Raw genomic sequence first — 17483 nt, 5'->3', positions numbered from 1 at the left:
GGCTGAGGACGCCAGAAAAGCGAAAAGGGCCGAGCGTTGCCGCTGCGGCCCTTCATAAAACTATTCCCATAAGCCTCAGGCGATGCCGCGGCCGAGGAATTCCTTGATCTCGTAGCCCGGCATGAAGGTACCGATGCGCTTGATTTCCCACTCCAGCCGAACACCGGAATGTTCGAGCACGCGGTTCCGCACGGTTTCGCCGAGATATTCGAGCTCGTAGCCCGTCGCCTGACCGGTGTTGATCATGAAGTTGCAATGCAGCGGCGACATCTGCGCGCTGCCAATCATCATGCCGCGGCAACCCGCTTCGTCGATCAGCTTCCAGGCCGAATGTCCCTCCGGGTTCTTGAAGGTCGATCCCCCCGTCTTTTCGCGAATCGGCTGCACGGTTTCGCGGTGCTGGCGCACGGCGTCCATGTCGGTGCGGATCTTGTTCTTGTCCTCGGGATAACCTTCGAAGATGGCGTGCGTGAAGATTAGGTCCTTAGCCGCCGCGGAATGGCGATAGCCATAGCCCATGTCGGCATTCGACAGCACATGCGTATTGCCCTGACGATCGACCGCGTGCACCTCGACGACGCGCTCGCGGGTCTCCGAGCCGTTGGCGCCGGCGTTCATGCGCAATGCGCCGCCGATCGCGCCAGGAATGCCGTAGTAGAAATAGAAGCCGCCGATGCCGTTATCGAGCGCCATCGCCGCAATGTTCTTGTCCGGGCAGATCGCGCCGGCCTTGATGCGGTTCTCGCCGACGAGTTCGAGATCGCCAAAACCCTTGGCCGAAAGCCGGATGACGACACCAGGAATGCCACCGTCACGAACCAAAAGGTTCGAGCCGACACCCATGACCATGACGGGTACATCAGCCGGAACCAGCTTCAGGAAGGTGATGAGATCGTCAGTGTCGTGCGGCTGGAACATCAGCTCGGCAAGACCGCCGGCGCGGAACCAGGTCACGCGATCCATCGGCGCATCGGGCGTGATGCGGCCGCGAACGGCGCTGACTCCGCTTCCGAGTGCTTCGAGTAGTTTCTGACCGTTGACCTGTTTCATGCTCAATTTCCTGAAATGTCTGCGAGTTCCCGTGGCAGGGCAGCGGCCCAGTAGGTGATGCTGCCAGCCCCCAAGAGAACCACAAAATCACCCGGCTGCGCAATCTTGCTGACAACCGGCGCGATTGTTTCGGGTCCGACCACATGCCGGGCGTCGCGATGACCGCCGGCCTTGATGCGGTTGACGAGCTCTTCGGCGTTGACGCCGTCGATCGCTTCCTCCCCGGCCGCATAGACAGGCGCGATCAGAACCGTGTCGGCGTCGTTGAAGCAGGCTGAAAAATCTTCGAACAGGCTCGCAAGGCGCGAGTAGCGGTGCGGCTGGTGCACGGCGATGATGCGGCCCTGGCATGCCTCGCGCGCCGCCTTGAGCACGGCCTTGATCTCGACCGGATGGTGGCCGTAGTCGTCATAGATGCGCACGCCGTTCCAGTCGCCGGTAAAGGTGAAGCGCCGCTTGACGCCGCCGAAGGAGGCAAGCCCCTTGGCGATCGCCTCGGGGCTGACGCCGAGGCGCTGGGCGACCGCGATCGCGGCCGTGGCGTTCGACACATTGTGGCGGCCGGGCATCGGCAGGCGCAGATCCTTCATCGAGATCACCTGGCCGGTGCGGCGACGGCGGATCTCGATATCGAAGACGGAAGTGGCACCGTCCATGCGGATGTTGAGGAAACGAACGTCGGCCTGCGGGTTTTCGCCGTAGGTGATGACCTTGCGGTCCTCGATCTTGCTGACCATGGTCTGCACTTCGGGGTGATCGAGGCAGAGCACGCCGAAACCGTAGAATGGCACGTTCTCGACGAACTGGCGGAACGCGGCGCGCACGGCGTCGAAATTGCCGTAGTGGTCGAGATGCTCAGGGTCGATGTTGGTGACGACGGCGACATCGGCAGGCAGCTTGAGGAAGGTGCCGTCGGACTCGTCGGCCTCGACCACCATCCACTTGCCCTCACCCATGCGGGCATTGGTGCCGTAGGCATTGATGATGCCGCCGTTGATGACGGTCGGGTCGAGCCCACCGGCATCGAGAAGGGCAGCAACCATCGAGGTCGTCGTCGTCTTGCCGTGGGTGCCGCCGATGGCGATCGCATTGCGGAAGCGCATCAGCTCGGCCAGCATCTCGGCGCGGCGCACGACCGGCAGCAGTTTTTCACGGGCGGCGATCAGTTCGGGATTGTCCTTCTTGATCGCGGTCGACACGACGACCACTTCGGCATCGCCGATGTTCTCGGCCTTGTGGCCGACGTAGACCTCGATGCCCTTTTCGCGCAGCCGCTGGACATTGGCGCTATCAGACTGATCGGAGCCCTGCACCCGGTGACCGAGATTGTGCAGCACCTCGGCAATACCGCTCATGCCGATACCGCCGATACCGATAAAATGAACCAGACCGATCGTCTTCGGCATTTTCATGAGCGCTTTTCCTTGAATGTCTCGACTGTCAAACCGCTGGCAATAGCCTCTACCATCGATGCAAGCAAGCGCGCGGCGTCCGGCTTTCCGGTTTCGCGCGCATTGGCGGCCATCTGCGCCAGCGATTGTGGATTGGCCATGGCCTCAGCAAGAATGCCGGCAAGGCGCTCGGCGGTCAGCTCCGCCTGGGCGATCACCTTTGCGCCGCCCTTGGCGGCAATCGCCGCGGCATTGGCCGCCTGATCGTGATCGAGCGCATAAGGATAGGGAACGAGGATCGCCGGCCGGCCGATGACCGCAAGCTCGGAAACCGTCGAGGCGCCCGAGCGGCAGATGACCAGCTGGGCGCCGGCGATGCGCTCGGCCATATCGGTGAAGAACGGCGAGACCTCGGCGGGAACGCCGAGCTTCTCATAGGTGGCGATGACGCCGTCGCGATCTTCCGGACGCGCCTGCTGCGTCACCGTCAGCCGCTGGCGAAGTGCGTCGTCGAGACGGCAGATCGCCTGGGGGATCGCCTTCGAGAAATATTGCGCGCCCTGGCTACCGCCGAAGACGACGAGATGGAACGGCGCTTCGCCCGCCGCCGCGACATAAGGCACCTTGGCAGCATCGAGCACGGCCGGACGCACCGGGTTGCCCGTCGTCACCGTCTTGGCGGCAAAGGTACCGGTGCCCTCGGGCAGGAAGCCGCCGGCGATCGCCTTGACGCGGGAGGCGAGCGCCTTGTTGGCACGACCCATGACAGCGTTCTGTTCATGGATCATCGACGGCACGCCCATGCCGGTTGCCGCCAGCAGCGGCGGCACGGTCGGGTAGCCGCCGAAACCGACGACGGCCTTCGGCCGCAGCCGGGCGATCAGCCGGCGCGCGGCACGCATGCCGGTCCAGAGCGTCCACAGCGAGCGCACGACATGAATGGGGTTCTTCGAGCCGATGGTTGCCGACGGCACCACATGCACCTCGTCTGCCGGGAACTTGCCGGCGAAACGCTCGGCGCGACTGTCGGTCACCAGATGCACCGAATAGCCGTTGGCCTTCAGCTCATGGGCGAGCGCCTCGGCCGGGAACAGATGGCCGCCGGTACCCCCGGCGGCAAGAAGGATAATGCCTTTGGTCATTCTTTACTCCGCCGGCACGCCAATGCCGGACCGAAACAGGCTACGCTCCACGGCGCGCTTCTCTGGGCGATGGCGCGTGAGCGCCAGGATGAAGCCGGCGGTGACGCAGATCGCCACCATGGACGAGCCGCCATAGGAGATCAGCGGCAGGGTCATGCCCTTGGCCGGAAGCAGTTCGAGGTTCACGCCGATGTTGATCATCGACTGGATGCCGATCTGCAGCACGAGGCCGGCAACGGCGAAGCGGTTGAAGTCGTTGCGCTCGCGGAAGGCGTGGTTGAGGCCGCGCAGCACCAGGAAGGCGAAGATCATCACGATCAGCATGCAGAAGACGATGCCGAATTCTTCAGCCGCCACCGAGAACACGAAGTCGGTGTGGCTATCGGGAATGATGCGCTTGACGATGCCTTCGCCCGGACCGCGGCCGAACCAGTCGCCGCGGATGATCGCCTCGCGCGCCGTGTCCATCTGGAAGGTATCGCCCTCCCCGGTCAGGAATTTGTCGATACGGCCGGCCACGTGCGGCAGCATGGTATAGGCGACGAAGAAGCCGCCGAAGGCAGCGCCGGCGAGCACGATGATCCACAGCCACGGCATGCCGGCCATGAAGAACATGCCGCCCCAGACCGCGGTCGTCAGGATCGTCTGGCCAAGGTCGGGCTGGGCGACGAGCAGCGCGCCGACAATGCCGAAGAGCAGGATGGCAAAGAGATTGCCGGGAATTTCCGGCTGGCGCGCATGTTCCGAAAACAACCAGGCGCAGACGACCACGAAGGCTGGCTTCATGAATTCCGAGGGCTGGATGGAAATGCCGGCGATTGAGATCCAGCGCATCGAGCCCTTGACCTCCTGGCCGATGAACAGCACCAGCACCATCATCGCGAGCGACACGCCGAGCAGGATGATCGCGGCGCGGCGCACCTGCCTCGGCGACAGGAAGGAGATGGCGACCATCACCACCAGCGACGGCAAGAGGAAGACGGCGTGGCGCTTGACGAAGTGGAAGCTGTCGAGGCCGATGCGCTCGGCGACCGCCGGGCTTGCCGCAAACGACAGCATGAAGCCCACGCCCATCAACAGGATGAAGGTCGCCAGGAAGAACCTGTCGATCGTCCAGAACCAGTCGGCCACAGGGCCACGTTCGGCTCGGCTTACCATCTGTCAGTCCCCTTTATCAGGCGCGCCTGCGCCAAACGTCCGAAACCCCGGCATCACCGCCACCCGTCGCGCGCCGGATGGGCGCGCGGACGGCGAGCGTCAGATCAGCATCGTCACGCCCTGCAATGCCTTGACGTGCGTCACGAAGGCATCGCCGCGTATTTCAAAGTTCTTATACTGGTCGAAACTTGCGCAAGCCGGGGATAACATCACCGCCGACGCGCCTTTGTCATCATGCTCGGCATCTGCTGCGGCATGCGCCACGGCCTTTTCCAGCGTGCCTGAAATCTCGAAGGGCACCGCCTCGCCGAGCGTTGCGGCAAAGGCCGGTGCGGCCTCACCGATCAGGTAGGCCTTGACGATCTTCGGGAAGAACGGCGACAGCGAAGTGATGCCGCCCTCCTTCGGAAGGCCGCCGGCGATCCAGTAGATGCGCTCGTAGCTCGACAGCGCCGGGGCCGCTGCATCCGCATTGGTCGCCTTGCTGTCGTTGACGAATACGACAGCACCCTTGCGGCCGACCGGCTGCATGCGATGCTTCAAGCCGGGGAAGCTTTTCAGCCCCTGGCGTATCGCGTCTTCGCTGACATCGACGGCAAGGCATGCGGCGATTGCCGCGGCAGCATTCTGCGCATTATGGCCGCCGCGCAGCGTCTGGATGCCATCGAGATCTACGAAGAGCCGCGACGTTCCGCCGTGCGCCTCAAGGACGCGCGAGCCTTCGGCATAGATCCCGTCGGCCAGAACATGCCGGCGCGAGATGCGAACCACCTTGGTGCCCGCCCGCTCGACGCGATCGGCAATCAGTGCGCAGAAGCTGTCGTCGACACCGACGATCGCCGTGCCGCTGCCGGCCACCAGCCGCTCCTTGATATCGGCATAGTGCTGCATGGTGCCGTGCCGATCGAGATGATCGGGCGTGAGATTGAGCAGGATACCGGCCGTCGGGTTGAGCGTCGGCGCCAGATCGATCTGGTAGGACGAGCACTCGACCACATAGAAGCGGCCGGCCTTCGGGGGCTCAAGCGTCAGTACGGCCGTGCCGATATTGCCGCCGAGCTGGGTGTCACGGCCGCTTTCCCTCAGGATATGGGCGATCAGCGCCGTGGTCGTCGATTTGCCGTTGGTGCCGGTAATGGCGATGAACGGGGCATCGGGCGCCTGCGCCCGGCGCTCGCGCACGAAAAGCTCGACATCGCCGATGATCTCGACGCCAGCGGCATGCGCGAGGTCGACGGTCCAATGCGGCTTCGGATGGGTCAGCGGCACGCCGGGCGAAAGCACGAAGGCGGCAAAGGCACGCCAGTCGATGCCGTGCAGGTTCGCTGTCGGCACACCCGCCTCGCCGGCCTTGGCGACGCTGTCGGGATTGTCGTCCCAGGCCGTCACCTCGGCGCCGCCGGCGACGAGCGCCTGCGCAGTCGCCAGCCCCGAACCACCAAGCCCGAAAAGAGCGACCTTCTTGCCCCTGAATGTGCTGACCGCGATCATCGTCCGCTCACCGCAGCTTGAGGGTGGACAGGCCGACCATCGCAAGGATGACGGCGATGATCCAGAAGCGGATCACGACCTGGCTTTCCGTCCAGCCCTTCTTTTCGAAGTGGTGGTGGATCGGCGCCATCAGGAAGACGCGGCGCCCGGTGCGCTTGAACCAGAACACCTGGATGATCACCGACAGCGTTTCCATGACGAACAGGCCACCGATGATGATCATGACAAATTCATGCTTGACCGCGACGGCAACGGTGCCGATCAGGCCGCCGAGCGCCAGCGAACCGGTATCACCCATGAAGATGGCGGCGGGCGGCGCGTTGAACCAGAGGAAGCCGAGGCCGGCGCCGATGACGGCGCCGAGGATGACGGCGAGCTCGCCCGTGCCGGGCACGAAATGGATCTGCAGGTAATTGGCGAAAACGGCGTTACCGGCGAGATAGGCGATGAGGCCGAAGGCGGCCGCCGCGATCATGACGGGCACGATGGCAAGCCCATCGAGACCATCCGTCAGGTTCACGGCATTGCCGGCGCCGACGATGACGAAGCCACCGAACAGCACGAAGAAATAGCCGAGATTGATCACGAGGTCCTTGAAGAACGGGAAGGTGACCGAGGAGCCGAAGGTCGAGCCGGCAGCACCGCCCGAAAGCGACGCCTGCATCATGAAGAACACGGCAATCGCGGCGATGATGAACTCGAAGCCGAGACGCGCCTTGCCGGAAAAGCCTTTGTCCGACTGCTTTGTGACCTTGAGATAGTCGTCATAAAAGCCGATGGCGCCGAAACCGAGCGTGACGAGAAGGGTCGAGACCACATAGACGCTGGAAAGATCGGCCCACAGAAGCGATGACACGACGATGCCCGCAAGGATCATCAACCCGCCCATCGTCGGCGTGCCGGCCTTCTTGAAATGCGTCTGCGGACCATCGGCGCGGATAGGCTGACCCTTGCCCTGACGGATGCGGAGGGAGGCAATCATGCGCGGACCGAAAAGGAAAACGATCAAGGCCGAAGTGAAAAGCGCTGCACCGGTACGGAACGTGATGTAGCGAAAGAGATTGAAAAACTGAAAGTGGTCCGCCAGTTCCACGAGCCAGATGAGCATAAGGGACCTTTCCCCAAAGGTTTAAAATCGGACACCGTCCAACAGAATCATCTGAAAAACGATACGCGCTTGTATGCGAAAGTGTTAGGCCGCGCTGCCTAACCCAAGGCTGTATCCACCGCCGCCAGCATCGGCGACGACCACTACAACGCAGCGCGCCGCTTGAGGCACGCGAAGATCGTTGTCGTCATTTGGTCGACTGCATCATTGCCGCTGAACCGCTTGCAGTCCGGCAATCACGCAGTCGCTTCGTCCCCCTCGGCCTCGGGCTCCGGATAGGCTTCGATCAGCGCATGCACGATCTTGCCGCAGCCCGTGCCCTTCGAAGACTTGATCATCACCACGTCGCCGGTCGCAACCGCGCCGAGTGCATAGGCCTTCAGTTCGTCCACCGTTTCGCGGTAGACGACGGAGATTTCCGGCGGCAACGCGTCGCGCAGGTGGGCCATCAACGGCCCGGCAAGCCAGACATCGCTGATGCCGGCTTCGACGAGAGGTTTGGCGAGCGCGGCATGAACGCCGGCGGCGTGTTCGCCCATCTCCAGCATGTCGCCGAGCACGGCGATGCGGCGCCCGCCCGGCGCCGGTGCTGAATCCTGCAGCAGCGAAATCGCCGCGCGCATCGAGCTCGGATTGGCGTTGTAGCTCTCGTCGATCAGCGTCAGTGTGCCCGCGCCGATCAACAGTTGGTGCCGGCGGCCCCTGCCCGTTTCGGCCTGCATCGTCGCCAGCGACGAGGCGGCGTAGTCGACATCGGCGCCGACCAGCTTCACCGCCGCGAGCACGGCCAGCGCGTTCTCGGCGATATGACGTCCAGGAGCGCCGATGGTGATTTCCATCGTCCGGCCGCCAAGGGCGGCCCAAAGCACTGAACCGTCCGCCGCACCGGCAAACTCGACGAGGCGGAACTCCGCCTTCGGGTTGACGCCGAAGGAGTGGATATAGCTGACGCCAGCCGTACCCGCGGCCTTTTCGAGCAGCTTGTACTGGGCACTGTCGTGGTTGATGACCGCGTGGCCGCCATTGACGACGCCCTCGAAGATCTCGGCCTTGGCCTCGGCGATCTGGTCCAGGCTGTCGAAGTTTCCGAGATGAGCGGCAGCGATGCTGGTGACGATTGCCACATGCGGGCGGACCATCTTCGTCAGCGGCCGGATCTCGCCCGGATGGTTCATGCCGATTTCGAAGATGCCGAAATCGGTGGCCTCGGGCATGCGCGCAAGCGTCAGCGGCACGCCCCAATGATTGTTGAACGAGGCCACGGAGGCGTGCACGCGCCCTTGCGGCACCAGCACGTGCCGCAGCATCTCCTTGGTGGTGGTCTTGCCGACGGAACCGGTGACGGCGATGATCTTCGCAGCACTGCGGTCGCGCGCCGCGCAACCGAGCCGAATCATCGCTTCAAGCACGTCGTCGACGACGATCAGTGGCGCGCTGAGGCGGCCGAGCGCCGGCAGTTTGCCTTCGCTGACAACGAGGAGTGCGGCGCCATTGGCGAGCGCAAGGCCCGCATAGTCGTGGCCATCGACCCGGTCGCCCTTGATCGCGAAGAAGGCTTCGCCCTTGCCGACCGAGCGGCTGTCGATCGATATGCCGCTTACTCCTTCGGGCAGGTTTCCAACCGGACGGCCGTTCATTGCGGCCAGAAGATCGCTGCTTGTCCAGAGCCAGTTCAAATCACAGACCTCCCAATGCCTTGCGGACTTCCGCATGATCCGAGAACGGCAGCGTGACGGAACCGACCGTCTGGCCTTCCTCATGTCCCTTGCCGGCGACGATCAGCGTGTCGCCGCTTGTCAACATGCCGACGGCGGCACGGATCGCTTCGGCGCGGTCGCCGATTTCGGTTGCACCTGGAGCCGCAGCCATGATTTCCGAGCGGATCACCTCAGGCACTTCCGAGCGCGGATTGTCATCCGTGACGATCACGACGTCGGCAAGCCGCGTGGCGATCTCGCCCATGATCGGTCGCTTGCCCTTGTCGCGGTCGCCGCCGCAGCCGAAGACCACGATAACGCGGCCCGTCGTGAACGGCCGCACCGAGGCCAGCACATTTTCGAGCGCATCGGGCTTGTGGGCATAGTCGACATAGGCAAGCGCGCCGTCCCTGGTCTGGCCGACCAGTTCGAGGCGGCCGGAGGCACCCTGCAGCTTTTCAAGCGCGGAGAACGCCGCCTTGGCGCTGATGCCGGTGGAGATCGCAAGTCCCGCCGCGACAAGCGCGTTGGCAACCTGGAAATCGCCGGCAAGCGGAATATGGATTTCGAAGATGTCGTCGCCGACATGCACTTCGGCCGACTGCTTGTGGCGGAAATGTTCGACCCGCTTCAGCGAGATGAATTCGCCCTTGCGGCCGACGGTGCGCACGTCGAGCTTGGCCTTGCGGGCAGCCGCAATCGCCTGTTCCGACCACTGGTCGTCGGCAAAGACAACCGCGGGCGCGCCCTTCGGCAGTAACGCTTCGAACAGCCGCATCTTGGACGCCATATAGTGCTCGACCGTCGGATGGTAGTCCATGTGGTCGCGGCCGAGATTGGTAAAGGCCGCAGCCGAAAGCTTGACGCCGTCGAGCCGGCTCTGGTCGAGGCCGTGGCTGGAAGCCTCCATCGCCGCATGGGTGACGCCGGCATCTGCGAGTTCGGCAAGAAGCTTGTGCAGGGAAACCGGATCGGGCGTGGTGAGAGAACCGTAGTCGTTGCGGCCGGGCGCCACCACGCCTGTCGTGCCGATCATCGCGGCAGCAAGGCCCGAATGCGCCCAGATCTGCCGGGTGAAGGAGGCGACCGAGGTCTTGCCGGCCGTGCCCGTCACCGCAACCATCGTCTCAGGCTGGCGACCGTAGAACGCGGCGGCGGCGCGCGCGAGAAAGGCGCGCGGGTTGCCGAGCGAAAGAACGGGTGCGGAGGATCCATCAGGCTTGACGCCGGATTCAGCGACGACGGCAACGGCGCCGCGCGCAAGCGCGTCGACGATATAGCTGGTGCCGTTTGCCTTGGTGCCGGAGACGGCGACGAAAAGATCTCCTGGCTGCACATGCCGGCTGTCGGCCGTAATGCCGGCAACCTCGATCTGCGAGGAAGCGCCATCCAGTTGCGCAGAAAGTTCAGGGAAGCTCGTTCCCGCCAGGTCTTTTATCTTCATGAACCGCACGTCTCACATCGCTCTCAATTCGCCGGAATCGCGAATCGTCCGCATTCTCATTTCATGCCTAATAAGACACAAGCATGGCAGAACCATCTTCTCCGAACTTCGGTTCGACGCCGAGAAGCGGTGCGGAGCGGCTGATGATGTCGCGAACCATGGGCGCGGCATTCGAGCCGGCGGTCCGTCCGCCGCCTTCGCCGGTCTTCGGCGCGTCAATGAAAGTCAGCACGATGTACTTCGGATTGTCGATCGGAAACGCTGCGAGAAAGGCGTTGAAGTTCTGGTCGCTGGCATAGCGGCCGTTGACGACCTTGTCGGCCGTGCCGGTCTTGCCGCCGACGTTGAAGCCCGGCACCTGCGCGCGCTTGCCCGAACCGGCGATGCCGTTCCAGCGAAGCAGAAAGCGCATGTCGTCGCTGGTGCTTTTCTTGACGACCGTCGTCGCCAGTTCATCGGCCTGCTCCTGCGAGCGTGGCAGGAAGGTCGGCGGGATCAGCTTGCCGCCGTTGACGAGCGCGGCACCTGCGACAGCCGTCTGCAGCGGCGTCGTCGAAACGCCGTGGCCGAAGGAGATGGTGATCGAGTTGATCTTCTTCCATTCGCGCGGCTGGCTCGGGGATTTGACTTCCGGCAGCTCGGTCGGCAGCTTCGACAGCAGGCCGATCCGGGTCAGAAATTCCTTGTGGCCGGGAATGCCGATCAGGTCGGCGATCTTGGCGGTGCCGATGTTCGACGAATACTGGAAGATTTCCGGAACGGTCAGCACCCGGCGCTTGCCGTGGAAGTCCTTGATGGTGAAGCCGCCGATGCGGATCGGTGCCGAGGCGTCGAAGCTGTCGTTGAGCGTTACCTTGCCGGAATCGAGACCCATGGCGATCGTGAACGTCTTGAAGGTGGAGCCCATCTCGAACGTGCCGTTCGACATGCGGTTCATCCAGCCCTCTTCGGCACCTTCGGCCGGCTTGTTCGGGTCGTAATCGGGGACCGACGCCAACGCCAGCACTTCGCCGGTATTGACGTCGAGCACCACGGCCCCGGCGGCCAGCGCCTGGTAGTTCTTCATGCCGGCATCGATGACGTCGCGCACGATGTTCTGCACCCGAACGTCGATCGACAGCTTGACCGGCTCGAGCTTGGCATCGCTGGTCATGCCGATGGCGGCGAGATCGGCGAGCCCCTGCCCGTCGATGTAGCGCTCCATGCCGGCAACACCGCGGTTGTCGATGTTGACGTGGCCGAGAACATGGGCGGCGGTCGGGCCGCCCGGATAGAAGCGGCGCTTTTCCGGCCGGAAACCGACGCCGGGAATGCCGAGCGCCAGGATTTCGCTCTGCTGCTTCGGGGTCAATTGGCGGCGCAGCCACTGGAAGCGCGATTTCGACTTCAGCTTGTTGTAGATGTCGCGGGCGTTGAGATCGGGCAGCACGGTTGCAAGCCGCTCGACCGCCTCATCCGCATCGACGATCTTGTGCGGCTCGGCATAGAGAGAGACCGTGCGGATGTCGGTGGCGAGGATCTCGCCGTTGCGGTCGAGAATATCCGGGCGCGAGGCCATCAGATTGTCGGCGCGGCCGATACTCGAAACCGTCTCCGGCTGCGCCATGCCGTATTGCACCAGGCGGCCACCGATGACCGCATAGACGATGCCGAAGCTGGCGATGATGATCGCCACGCGGTTCTTCGCCTGATTGGTGGTCTTCTTGCGTGTGCCCTGGAAGGTGACGTTGAGCTTGGCCTCGGCCGGCAGGTTGTTGCCGCCTGCGGAGAAATGCGCCTTGCTCTTCAAGACCATGATGCGGGAGAGAAACGACATCAGCGCGCCACCGAACCTGTTGCGATATTATCGGTCTTTTTCTCCGACGCCTTGGCGGCGGCGAGCTTCTTTTCTTCTTCCGTCGGCGGCACGTCGGCCTTCAGCATCGGCAGCTCCTGCGGGCGCACGAGTTGCGTCGACGGCGTCGGTGCCAGTTGCAGATCAGCGCCGAAGGCGCCAACCAGACGTTCCAGCCGGTTCGGCTGCGTCAGCAGCGCCCAGTCGGCGCGCAGAAGGTCGATCGTGTCTTCTTCCAGCTTGATGGCGGCATCGAGCCTGCGCACCTCTTCCAGCTTGTTTTCGGCACGATGCTTGATCGTGTAGGTGACCGTGGCGGCTGCCGTCATGACGACGATCAGGACTATGTCGAGTGTTCGCAGCATATCTCTCTCAGCCCCCCAACCGTGCAAGGCTCGCCAGTTCCGGCAGATTGAAAATGGATAGATCGTTTCCCGGCGATGGCGCTTCCGTGCGGATACCGGCTCTGAGCTTGGCAGACCGGGCGCGCGGATTGAGGGACGCTTCTTCCTCGCTGGCGGCCACCATAGGCTTTCCAACTGGTGTGAAGGTTGCCGCACGCGCGGTCACCAGTGGCAGATGGCGCGAACCCGCAGCCTTGCCCGAGCGATCCTGGAAGAAAGCCTTGACGATCCGGTCTTCGAGCGAATGGAAGGTGACGACCACGAGACGGCCGCCCGGCTTCAGCGCCCGCTCGGCGGCAAAAAGCGCCTGGGCGAGTTCGCCGAGTTCATCGTTGACGAAGATGCGCAGCGCCTGGAAGACGCGGGTTGCCGGATGGATCTTGTCCTTGGCCTTGCGCGGAGTGACGATTTCGATCAACCCGGCGAGATCGCGGGTGGTTTCGAACGGCGTTTCGGCCCGGCGCTTTTCGATGGCGCGGGCGATGCGGCCCGACTGCTTTTCCTCGCCGAGGAAACCGAAGATGCGGATGAGATCGGAAACCTTGGCCCGGTTGACGACGTCGGCGGCAGAAACGCCGGCTGCCGACATGCGCATGTCGAGCGGGCCCTTCTTCTGGAAGGAGAAGCCGCGCTCGGCCTCGTCGATCTGCATCGACGACACGCCGATATCGAGCACCACGCCGTCGAGACTGCCGGCGGGCGCATGCTCGGCGAGCTGCGAAAAACGGGAGTGAATGAGCTTGAGCTTACCACCCGCGGCCGCAGCCATCGACTGGCCCGCGGCGATCGCCGTCGGATCGCGATCGAGCGCGATCACATCGGCGCCAGCATCGAGGATGGCGGATGCATAACCGCCGGCACCAAACGTGCCGTCGAGAATGACCTTGCCGGGGGCCGGATCGAGCGCCGCGAGAACCTCGCTCAGGAGGACGGGAATGTGACGGACCGGTCCGCCATCGGCTTCAGAAGTTCCTCCGCCTTGTTCCGTCACCATTCCGCCTCTCCATTCTATTCCGGACGCAACCCCCGTGATTTGCGCCCTTCCCGGGCCGCCGCTTGCGCCTTTGCAAAGGCCTGCGGCTCCCAGAGCTGAAAATAATCGCCCCGCCCGACGAACATCACGTCGGTCGAGATACCGGTGAAGTCGCGGATGAAATCCGTCACCATCAACCGACCTTCCGGATCGAGCTTGACGAAGACCCCGCCCCCGTGAACGAGCAGCGACATCTCGTTGGCCGCCGGAGAAAAAGGATCCTCGGCCGCCATCTGCCTCTCGAACCGATCCAGGAGCTCCGGCCCACCGACGCTGATCGCCGGAAAGACGAAATCCTGGAAGCAGTATAGCTCTCGAACGCCTCCATCCGACAGCACGGAACGAAACGCCGAAGGCACGGACACCCGCCCCTTTGCATCGATCCGATTGGTAGCATTTGACAAGAAGCGGTTCATGACGCGAAACGGCCGCCCAAGACTGACGGGCCATTATCATCGACCCGCGGGAACACTCGACCACACCCACAAAACGCCCCCGCCGGACACCAACATGTCCGCCCATCTCCCGAAGCCGGGAGACACTGGAATTTTGCGATGACGGGCCACGACGCGGCCCTTGCGCAGTACCATTATGGGATATCATGGGACCATATGGGCGTCAATGGGATTGGCTCTTGAACAGCTGGGTAGCTGATCAAATATTGATAGGTTGTTAAGTTTAACGAAGGGTTACGAAAGCACCCCCGATGCCTCGCAATGCGACGGCCAAACGGCTTCAAATCGTTGGGAAATCGGAATATCAGCAAGATTGCAGCCAAGCGGGCGGACGGCGCTGCGGCCATGGTTTTCGCGTCCTAGCTGGCACAAAGAGCAAAGGACGTCAGCCGAACTTGCGCTGCCCAAAGCCTCGCTGCTGCTAAGAGCATCGCCGTCTACTGCATGTATCCTTAAATCGTATTCGATTTAAGGATACATGCAGCAATTCGAAGTGCTACCGCGACCTTTGCGCGTCTAACAAGACGCGCGGCGCTATAGAAGGAAGAAATCGCCAGTTGGCCTGTAAGCCGGGTTCTGTATGGCCCCATTGCCCGAAGACAACGGAACGTGGCAGCCATTCATCTGGGACTACGTTTGCACGCAGCCTCTTGCAACCCACCCGGATGACTGGCCCGGAAACAGGCTGGACGCTTGCGCGCCCGCGTCATCCCTATTCGGTCTTGCTCCCGGTGGGGTTTGCCGTGCCGTCCATGTCGCCATGTCCGCGGTGGGCTCTTACCCCACCCTTTCACCCTTACTCCGCAAGCGGAGCGGTTTGCTTTCTGTGGCACTTTCCCTGAGGTCGCCCTCGCCGGACGTTATCCGGCACCGTATTTCCGTGGAGCCCGGACTTTCCTCCCCCCGCGGCCTTTCGGCACTTGCGGAGCGCGGCTGCCCGGCCAACTGGCAGGCGGTCCTTAACCGACCGGGAAGCCGAGCGCCAGAGAAAAACGGCGATCTCGACGTTTCGGCTTTGGCACGCCGCCACACTTTTACTTCAGTGCTTAGCGGAACGAGACGGCGAAATCCGTTTCATAGGCCGGATCGTCGATCCGACCATCCATCACCAGCTTGGCGCCAAGCCGACCGATCTCGTCGGAGCTTTTCGCCGCCTGGCCGTTACCACCCGTGACGACGGCAATACGATCGCCGCCGGCAAAGCCGATATAGGGAAAGCCGTGGCGGGTGAACGACGTCACGCAGGGGCGGAAATGCGTCGAAGCGGGCTTGAAGCCGGGCATCACCTCGGCGAGCAATCCGCCCATGTGTTCCGCTGCTCCGGCGCCGGCGCTGCCCCGGAACCACGCCCGCACCTCGGGCTCGCTCTTGAGAATGCGGTCGGTCGGATCGCCGCCGATCTTGATGTAATGCTTGCCGTCGGCATAGGCGACCGGCGGCAGCAGGTAGTAGCTCTTCGCCTGCTCCGGCGACGCACCGATCAGCGATGGCATATGGTCATAGGTTGGCAGATCGTCAGCCGCGACCTCCGCGAAGAACACGGTGCGCGCCTTGACGACGAGGTCGATCGGTCGGGGAAGAAGCGTGTCGGAAAGGGAAAACCCGCCGGCGGCAACGATCACGCGTCCCGCAGTGAGTGTTGCGCCCTCTGTCGTCGTGACGACGACGCGGTCGCCGGCCTCGGATACGGACGCCACTTCGCTGCGGACAATCCGGGCGCCGGCCTTTTCCGCACAGATCGTCTGCGCCAGAACGAGCGCATGTGGATTGATGTAGCCGGCCCCTTGCGCCTCGTGGATGCCGGCAAAGCCCTGGGGGAAACGGAACCAGGCAAAGCGTTCGGACAGTGCATCTTCGTCCAGAAGCGGCGCCTCGACGCCGAGCGCGTCGCGAGCCTTGGCGACCTTCTCGATATAGTCGTAGCTTCCGCCCGGCGCCGGGCCGGCGATCAGGCAGCCGACTTCCGCATAGAAATCGATGCCGCTTTGCCCGGCGATCTCTCTGTAACGGTCGATGGAACGCTTGGCGAGACGCGCCCAGACGGGATCGTCGTCGATCGTGCGGGTGATTCGGGCATTGTCGTAATGGCTGGAAAAGACGCCGCCGTGATTGGCCCAGTCGCTGGGCTCGTCCGGCCCGACCAAGGCCACCCGTGCGCCGGAAAGCGCCAGGTACCGTGCTGCGGCCGCCCCCATCATGCCCTTGCCGACAATGATGAAATCAAAGCTTTCCGACATGTCCGTCCCCATCATCTCGATCAGGCGGAGATAGCATGTCAGTGCAGTTATGACACTGCGGGGGCATCACATTTCGAAGATCGCCGGAACGCGAGACCTGTCCGGCTGGAGCATCTGCCACCGCTCAAGGACGGTCAGCGGATGATGCTCGGTATTCGATAGAAACAATGCCCCTTACTGCATAATTCCTTAAATCGGATCCGATTAAGGACGAAATTATGCAGCAAGTTTAAAGTGCTACAGCGACCTTTGCGCGTCTAATAAGACGCGCGGCGCTGTAAAACATGCTTTGCGCGCACGACCTGGTGCGCGCCATACGGACGGCATCACTTAGTCGATGATGCTCTGGACCTTGCCGCAGTAACGCTTGGAGACCGGGTTCATGCGCTTGGCAGCGTGGCCGGCATTGTACTTCAGGATGGTGCCGCAGGTGGTGCCGCCGGAAAGCTCATGCGCCACAGCAAGATACTTCATGCCGAACTTGATGTTCGTTTCGGGATCGTAGAGACCCTTGGAGGAGCCGGAATAGCCCATCATGCGCGCCGTCGCCGGCTTGATCTGCATCAGGCCGATTTCGCCGGCACTGCCGCGCGCCATGGCATTGAAATTGCTTTCGACCTTGACCACCGCATGGGCCAGGTCCGCCGGAACGCCGTACTGCTTGGCGTAGGACTGGATCAGGATTGTGTACTGCGTGCCTTCTAAGATTTCCGGTTTCGGGTAACCTGTCGTCCGTGTAACTGACTTGAGGGATGAGGTCTTGATGGTCTTGTCGATATTCCCCGCATACGACGTACCAATCCCGGCGAAGAACATGCCAAAGCATGCCGCCACCGCAGCAACAGACGATATTCTCATGTAGTTTGAAGTCTCCGGTCTGGGGAATGGGCGGCACGGCGCACCCCGCCGTTCAAGCCTCACTTCCCGATCGTTTCATTGACAGGAAATGAGCGTTGCGCCCTGACGTTCCCTGCAGTTCCAATGAGCGGCAAATGAATGCCGCATCATGGTAAACATGTGGCAACGCAGCAAATTTGTG

At 62.9% G+C, this 17483-nt stretch carries 14 protein-coding genes and 1 other RNA gene; all 15 read right to left on the bottom strand.

Annotation, left to right across the window (positions count from 1 at the left end):
- Positions 1–75 precede the first annotated feature (75 nt).
- Positions 76–1050, bottom strand: a complete 975-nt coding sequence (gene murB / locus ASD02_RS13370; RefSeq protein ID WP_025427725.1) for a UDP-N-acetylmuramate dehydrogenase — start codon at positions 1048–1050, stop codon at positions 76–78.
- Between the two features lie 2 nt (positions 1051–1052).
- Positions 1053–2462 (bottom strand): UDP-N-acetylmuramate--L-alanine ligase, encoded by a 1410-nt coding sequence (murC, locus tag ASD02_RS13365; RefSeq protein WP_025427726.1) that lies wholly within the window; start codon positions 2460–2462, stop codon positions 1053–1055.
- Complete coding sequence (gene murG / locus ASD02_RS13360) at positions 2459–3583, bottom strand: undecaprenyldiphospho-muramoylpentapeptide beta-N-acetylglucosaminyltransferase (RefSeq protein WP_025427727.1); 1125 nt, start codon at positions 3581–3583, stop codon at positions 2459–2461. The genes murC and murG overlap by 4 nt, the downstream gene beginning before the upstream one ends.
- A 3-nt stretch (positions 3584–3586) precedes the next feature.
- A complete protein-coding gene (gene ftsW / locus ASD02_RS13355) occupies positions 3587–4741 on the bottom strand; it encodes a putative lipid II flippase FtsW (RefSeq protein ID WP_025427728.1) in 1155 nt (384 codons plus the stop codon).
- A gap of 99 nt (positions 4742–4840) precedes the next feature.
- Positions 4841–6232, bottom strand: a complete 1392-nt coding sequence (murD, locus tag ASD02_RS13350; protein ID WP_057220766.1) for a UDP-N-acetylmuramoyl-L-alanine--D-glutamate ligase — start codon at positions 6230–6232, stop codon at positions 4841–4843.
- 7 nt (positions 6233–6239) lie between these two features.
- Positions 6240–7340 carry a phospho-N-acetylmuramoyl-pentapeptide-transferase gene (gene mraY / locus ASD02_RS13345; RefSeq protein WP_025427730.1) on the bottom strand — a complete coding sequence of 367 codons (1101 nt, stop codon included), beginning with the start codon at positions 7338–7340 and terminating at the stop codon, positions 6240–6242.
- A gap of 236 nt (positions 7341–7576) precedes the next feature.
- Positions 7577–9016 carry a UDP-N-acetylmuramoylalanyl-D-glutamyl-2,6-diaminopimelate--D-alanyl-D-alanine ligase gene (locus tag ASD02_RS13340; protein WP_057220765.1) on the bottom strand — a complete coding sequence of 480 codons (1440 nt, stop codon included), beginning with the start codon at positions 9014–9016 and terminating at the stop codon, positions 7577–7579.
- A gap of 1 nt (position 9017) precedes the next feature.
- The gene (locus ASD02_RS13335; protein ID WP_025427732.1) at positions 9018–10481 is read right to left on the bottom strand and encodes a UDP-N-acetylmuramoyl-L-alanyl-D-glutamate--2,6-diaminopimelate ligase; all 1464 of its coding nucleotides are present in this window, start codon (positions 10479–10481) and stop codon (positions 9018–9020) included.
- Positions 10482–10548: 67 nt separating this feature from the next.
- Positions 10549–12297 (bottom strand): penicillin-binding protein 2, encoded by a 1749-nt coding sequence (locus ASD02_RS13330; protein ID WP_025427733.1) that lies wholly within the window; start codon positions 12295–12297, stop codon positions 10549–10551.
- Positions 12297–12680, bottom strand: coding sequence for a hypothetical protein (locus ASD02_RS13325; RefSeq protein WP_025427734.1), 384 nt, complete (start codon positions 12678–12680; stop codon positions 12297–12299). Before ASD02_RS13325 ends, ASD02_RS13330 begins: the two co-directional genes overlap by 1 nt.
- A gap of 7 nt (positions 12681–12687) precedes the next feature.
- On the bottom strand, positions 12688–13713 hold the full coding sequence (gene rsmH / locus ASD02_RS13320; RefSeq protein ID WP_025427735.1) for a 16S rRNA (cytosine(1402)-N(4))-methyltransferase RsmH: 1026 nt from the start codon (positions 13711–13713) through the stop codon (positions 12688–12690).
- 14 nt (positions 13714–13727) lie between these two features.
- Positions 13728–14168, bottom strand: a complete 441-nt coding sequence (mraZ, locus tag ASD02_RS13315) for a division/cell wall cluster transcriptional repressor MraZ (protein ID WP_025427736.1) — start codon at positions 14166–14168, stop codon at positions 13728–13730.
- Between the two features lie 588 nt (positions 14169–14756).
- Positions 14757–15156, bottom strand: an RNA gene (gene rnpB / locus ASD02_RS16715) — RNase P RNA component class A.
- A gap of 97 nt (positions 15157–15253) precedes the next feature.
- On the bottom strand, positions 15254–16444 hold the full coding sequence (locus ASD02_RS13310) for an FAD-binding oxidoreductase (protein ID WP_025427737.1): 1191 nt from the start codon (positions 16442–16444) through the stop codon (positions 15254–15256).
- A 330-nt stretch (positions 16445–16774) separates the two neighbouring features.
- Complete coding sequence (locus ASD02_RS13305) at positions 16775–17302, bottom strand: transglycosylase SLT domain-containing protein (protein ID WP_025427738.1); 528 nt, start codon at positions 17300–17302, stop codon at positions 16775–16777.
- Between the last annotated feature and the right edge of the window lie 181 nt (positions 17303–17483).

The sequence above is a fragment of the Ensifer sp. Root1252 genome (assembly GCF_001425885.1).
GTDB classification, from domain to species: domain Bacteria; phylum Pseudomonadota; class Alphaproteobacteria; order Rhizobiales; family Rhizobiaceae; genus Ensifer; species Ensifer canadensis.
This window is presented reverse-complemented; position numbering and strand designations above follow the sequence as displayed.

Excerpts from the sequence above, each read along its gene's own strand:
- murC (WP_025427726.1), bottom strand. The coding sequence starts at position 2,462 with ATGAAAATGCCGAAGACGATCGGTCTGGTTCATTTTATCGGTATCGGC.
- rsmH (WP_025427735.1), bottom strand. The coding sequence starts at position 13,713 with ATGGTGACGGAACAAGGCGGAGGAACTTCTGAAGCCGATGGCGGACCG.
- murB (WP_025427725.1), bottom strand. The coding sequence starts at position 1,050 with ATGAAACAGGTCAACGGTCAGAAACTACTCGAAGCACTCGGAAGCGGA.
- mraY (WP_025427730.1), bottom strand. The coding sequence starts at position 7,340 with ATGCTCATCTGGCTCGTGGAACTGGCGGACCACTTTCAGTTTTTCAAT.
- murD (WP_057220766.1), bottom strand. The coding sequence starts at position 6,232 with ATGATCGCGGTCAGCACATTCAGGGGCAAGAAGGTCGCTCTTTTCGGG.
- ASD02_RS13335 (WP_025427732.1), bottom strand. The coding sequence starts at position 10,481 with ATGAAGATAAAAGACCTGGCGGGAACGAGCTTCCCTGAACTTTCTGCG.
- ASD02_RS13310 (WP_025427737.1), bottom strand. The coding sequence starts at position 16,444 with ATGTCGGAAAGCTTTGATTTCATCATTGTCGGCAAGGGCATGATGGGG.
- ASD02_RS13305 (WP_025427738.1), bottom strand. The coding sequence starts at position 17,302 with ATGAGAATATCGTCTGTTGCTGCGGTGGCGGCATGCTTTGGCATGTTC.
- ASD02_RS13325 (WP_025427734.1), bottom strand. The coding sequence starts at position 12,680 with ATGCTGCGAACACTCGACATAGTCCTGATCGTCGTCATGACGGCAGCC.
- ftsW (WP_025427728.1), bottom strand. The coding sequence starts at position 4,741 with ATGGTAAGCCGAGCCGAACGTGGCCCTGTGGCCGACTGGTTCTGGACG.
- murG (WP_025427727.1), bottom strand. The coding sequence starts at position 3,583 with ATGACCAAAGGCATTATCCTTCTTGCCGCCGGGGGTACCGGCGGCCAT.
- ASD02_RS13330 (WP_025427733.1), bottom strand. The coding sequence starts at position 12,297 with ATGTCGTTTCTCTCCCGCATCATGGTCTTGAAGAGCAAGGCGCATTTC.
- mraZ (WP_025427736.1), bottom strand. The coding sequence starts at position 14,168 with ATGAACCGCTTCTTGTCAAATGCTACCAATCGGATCGATGCAAAGGGG.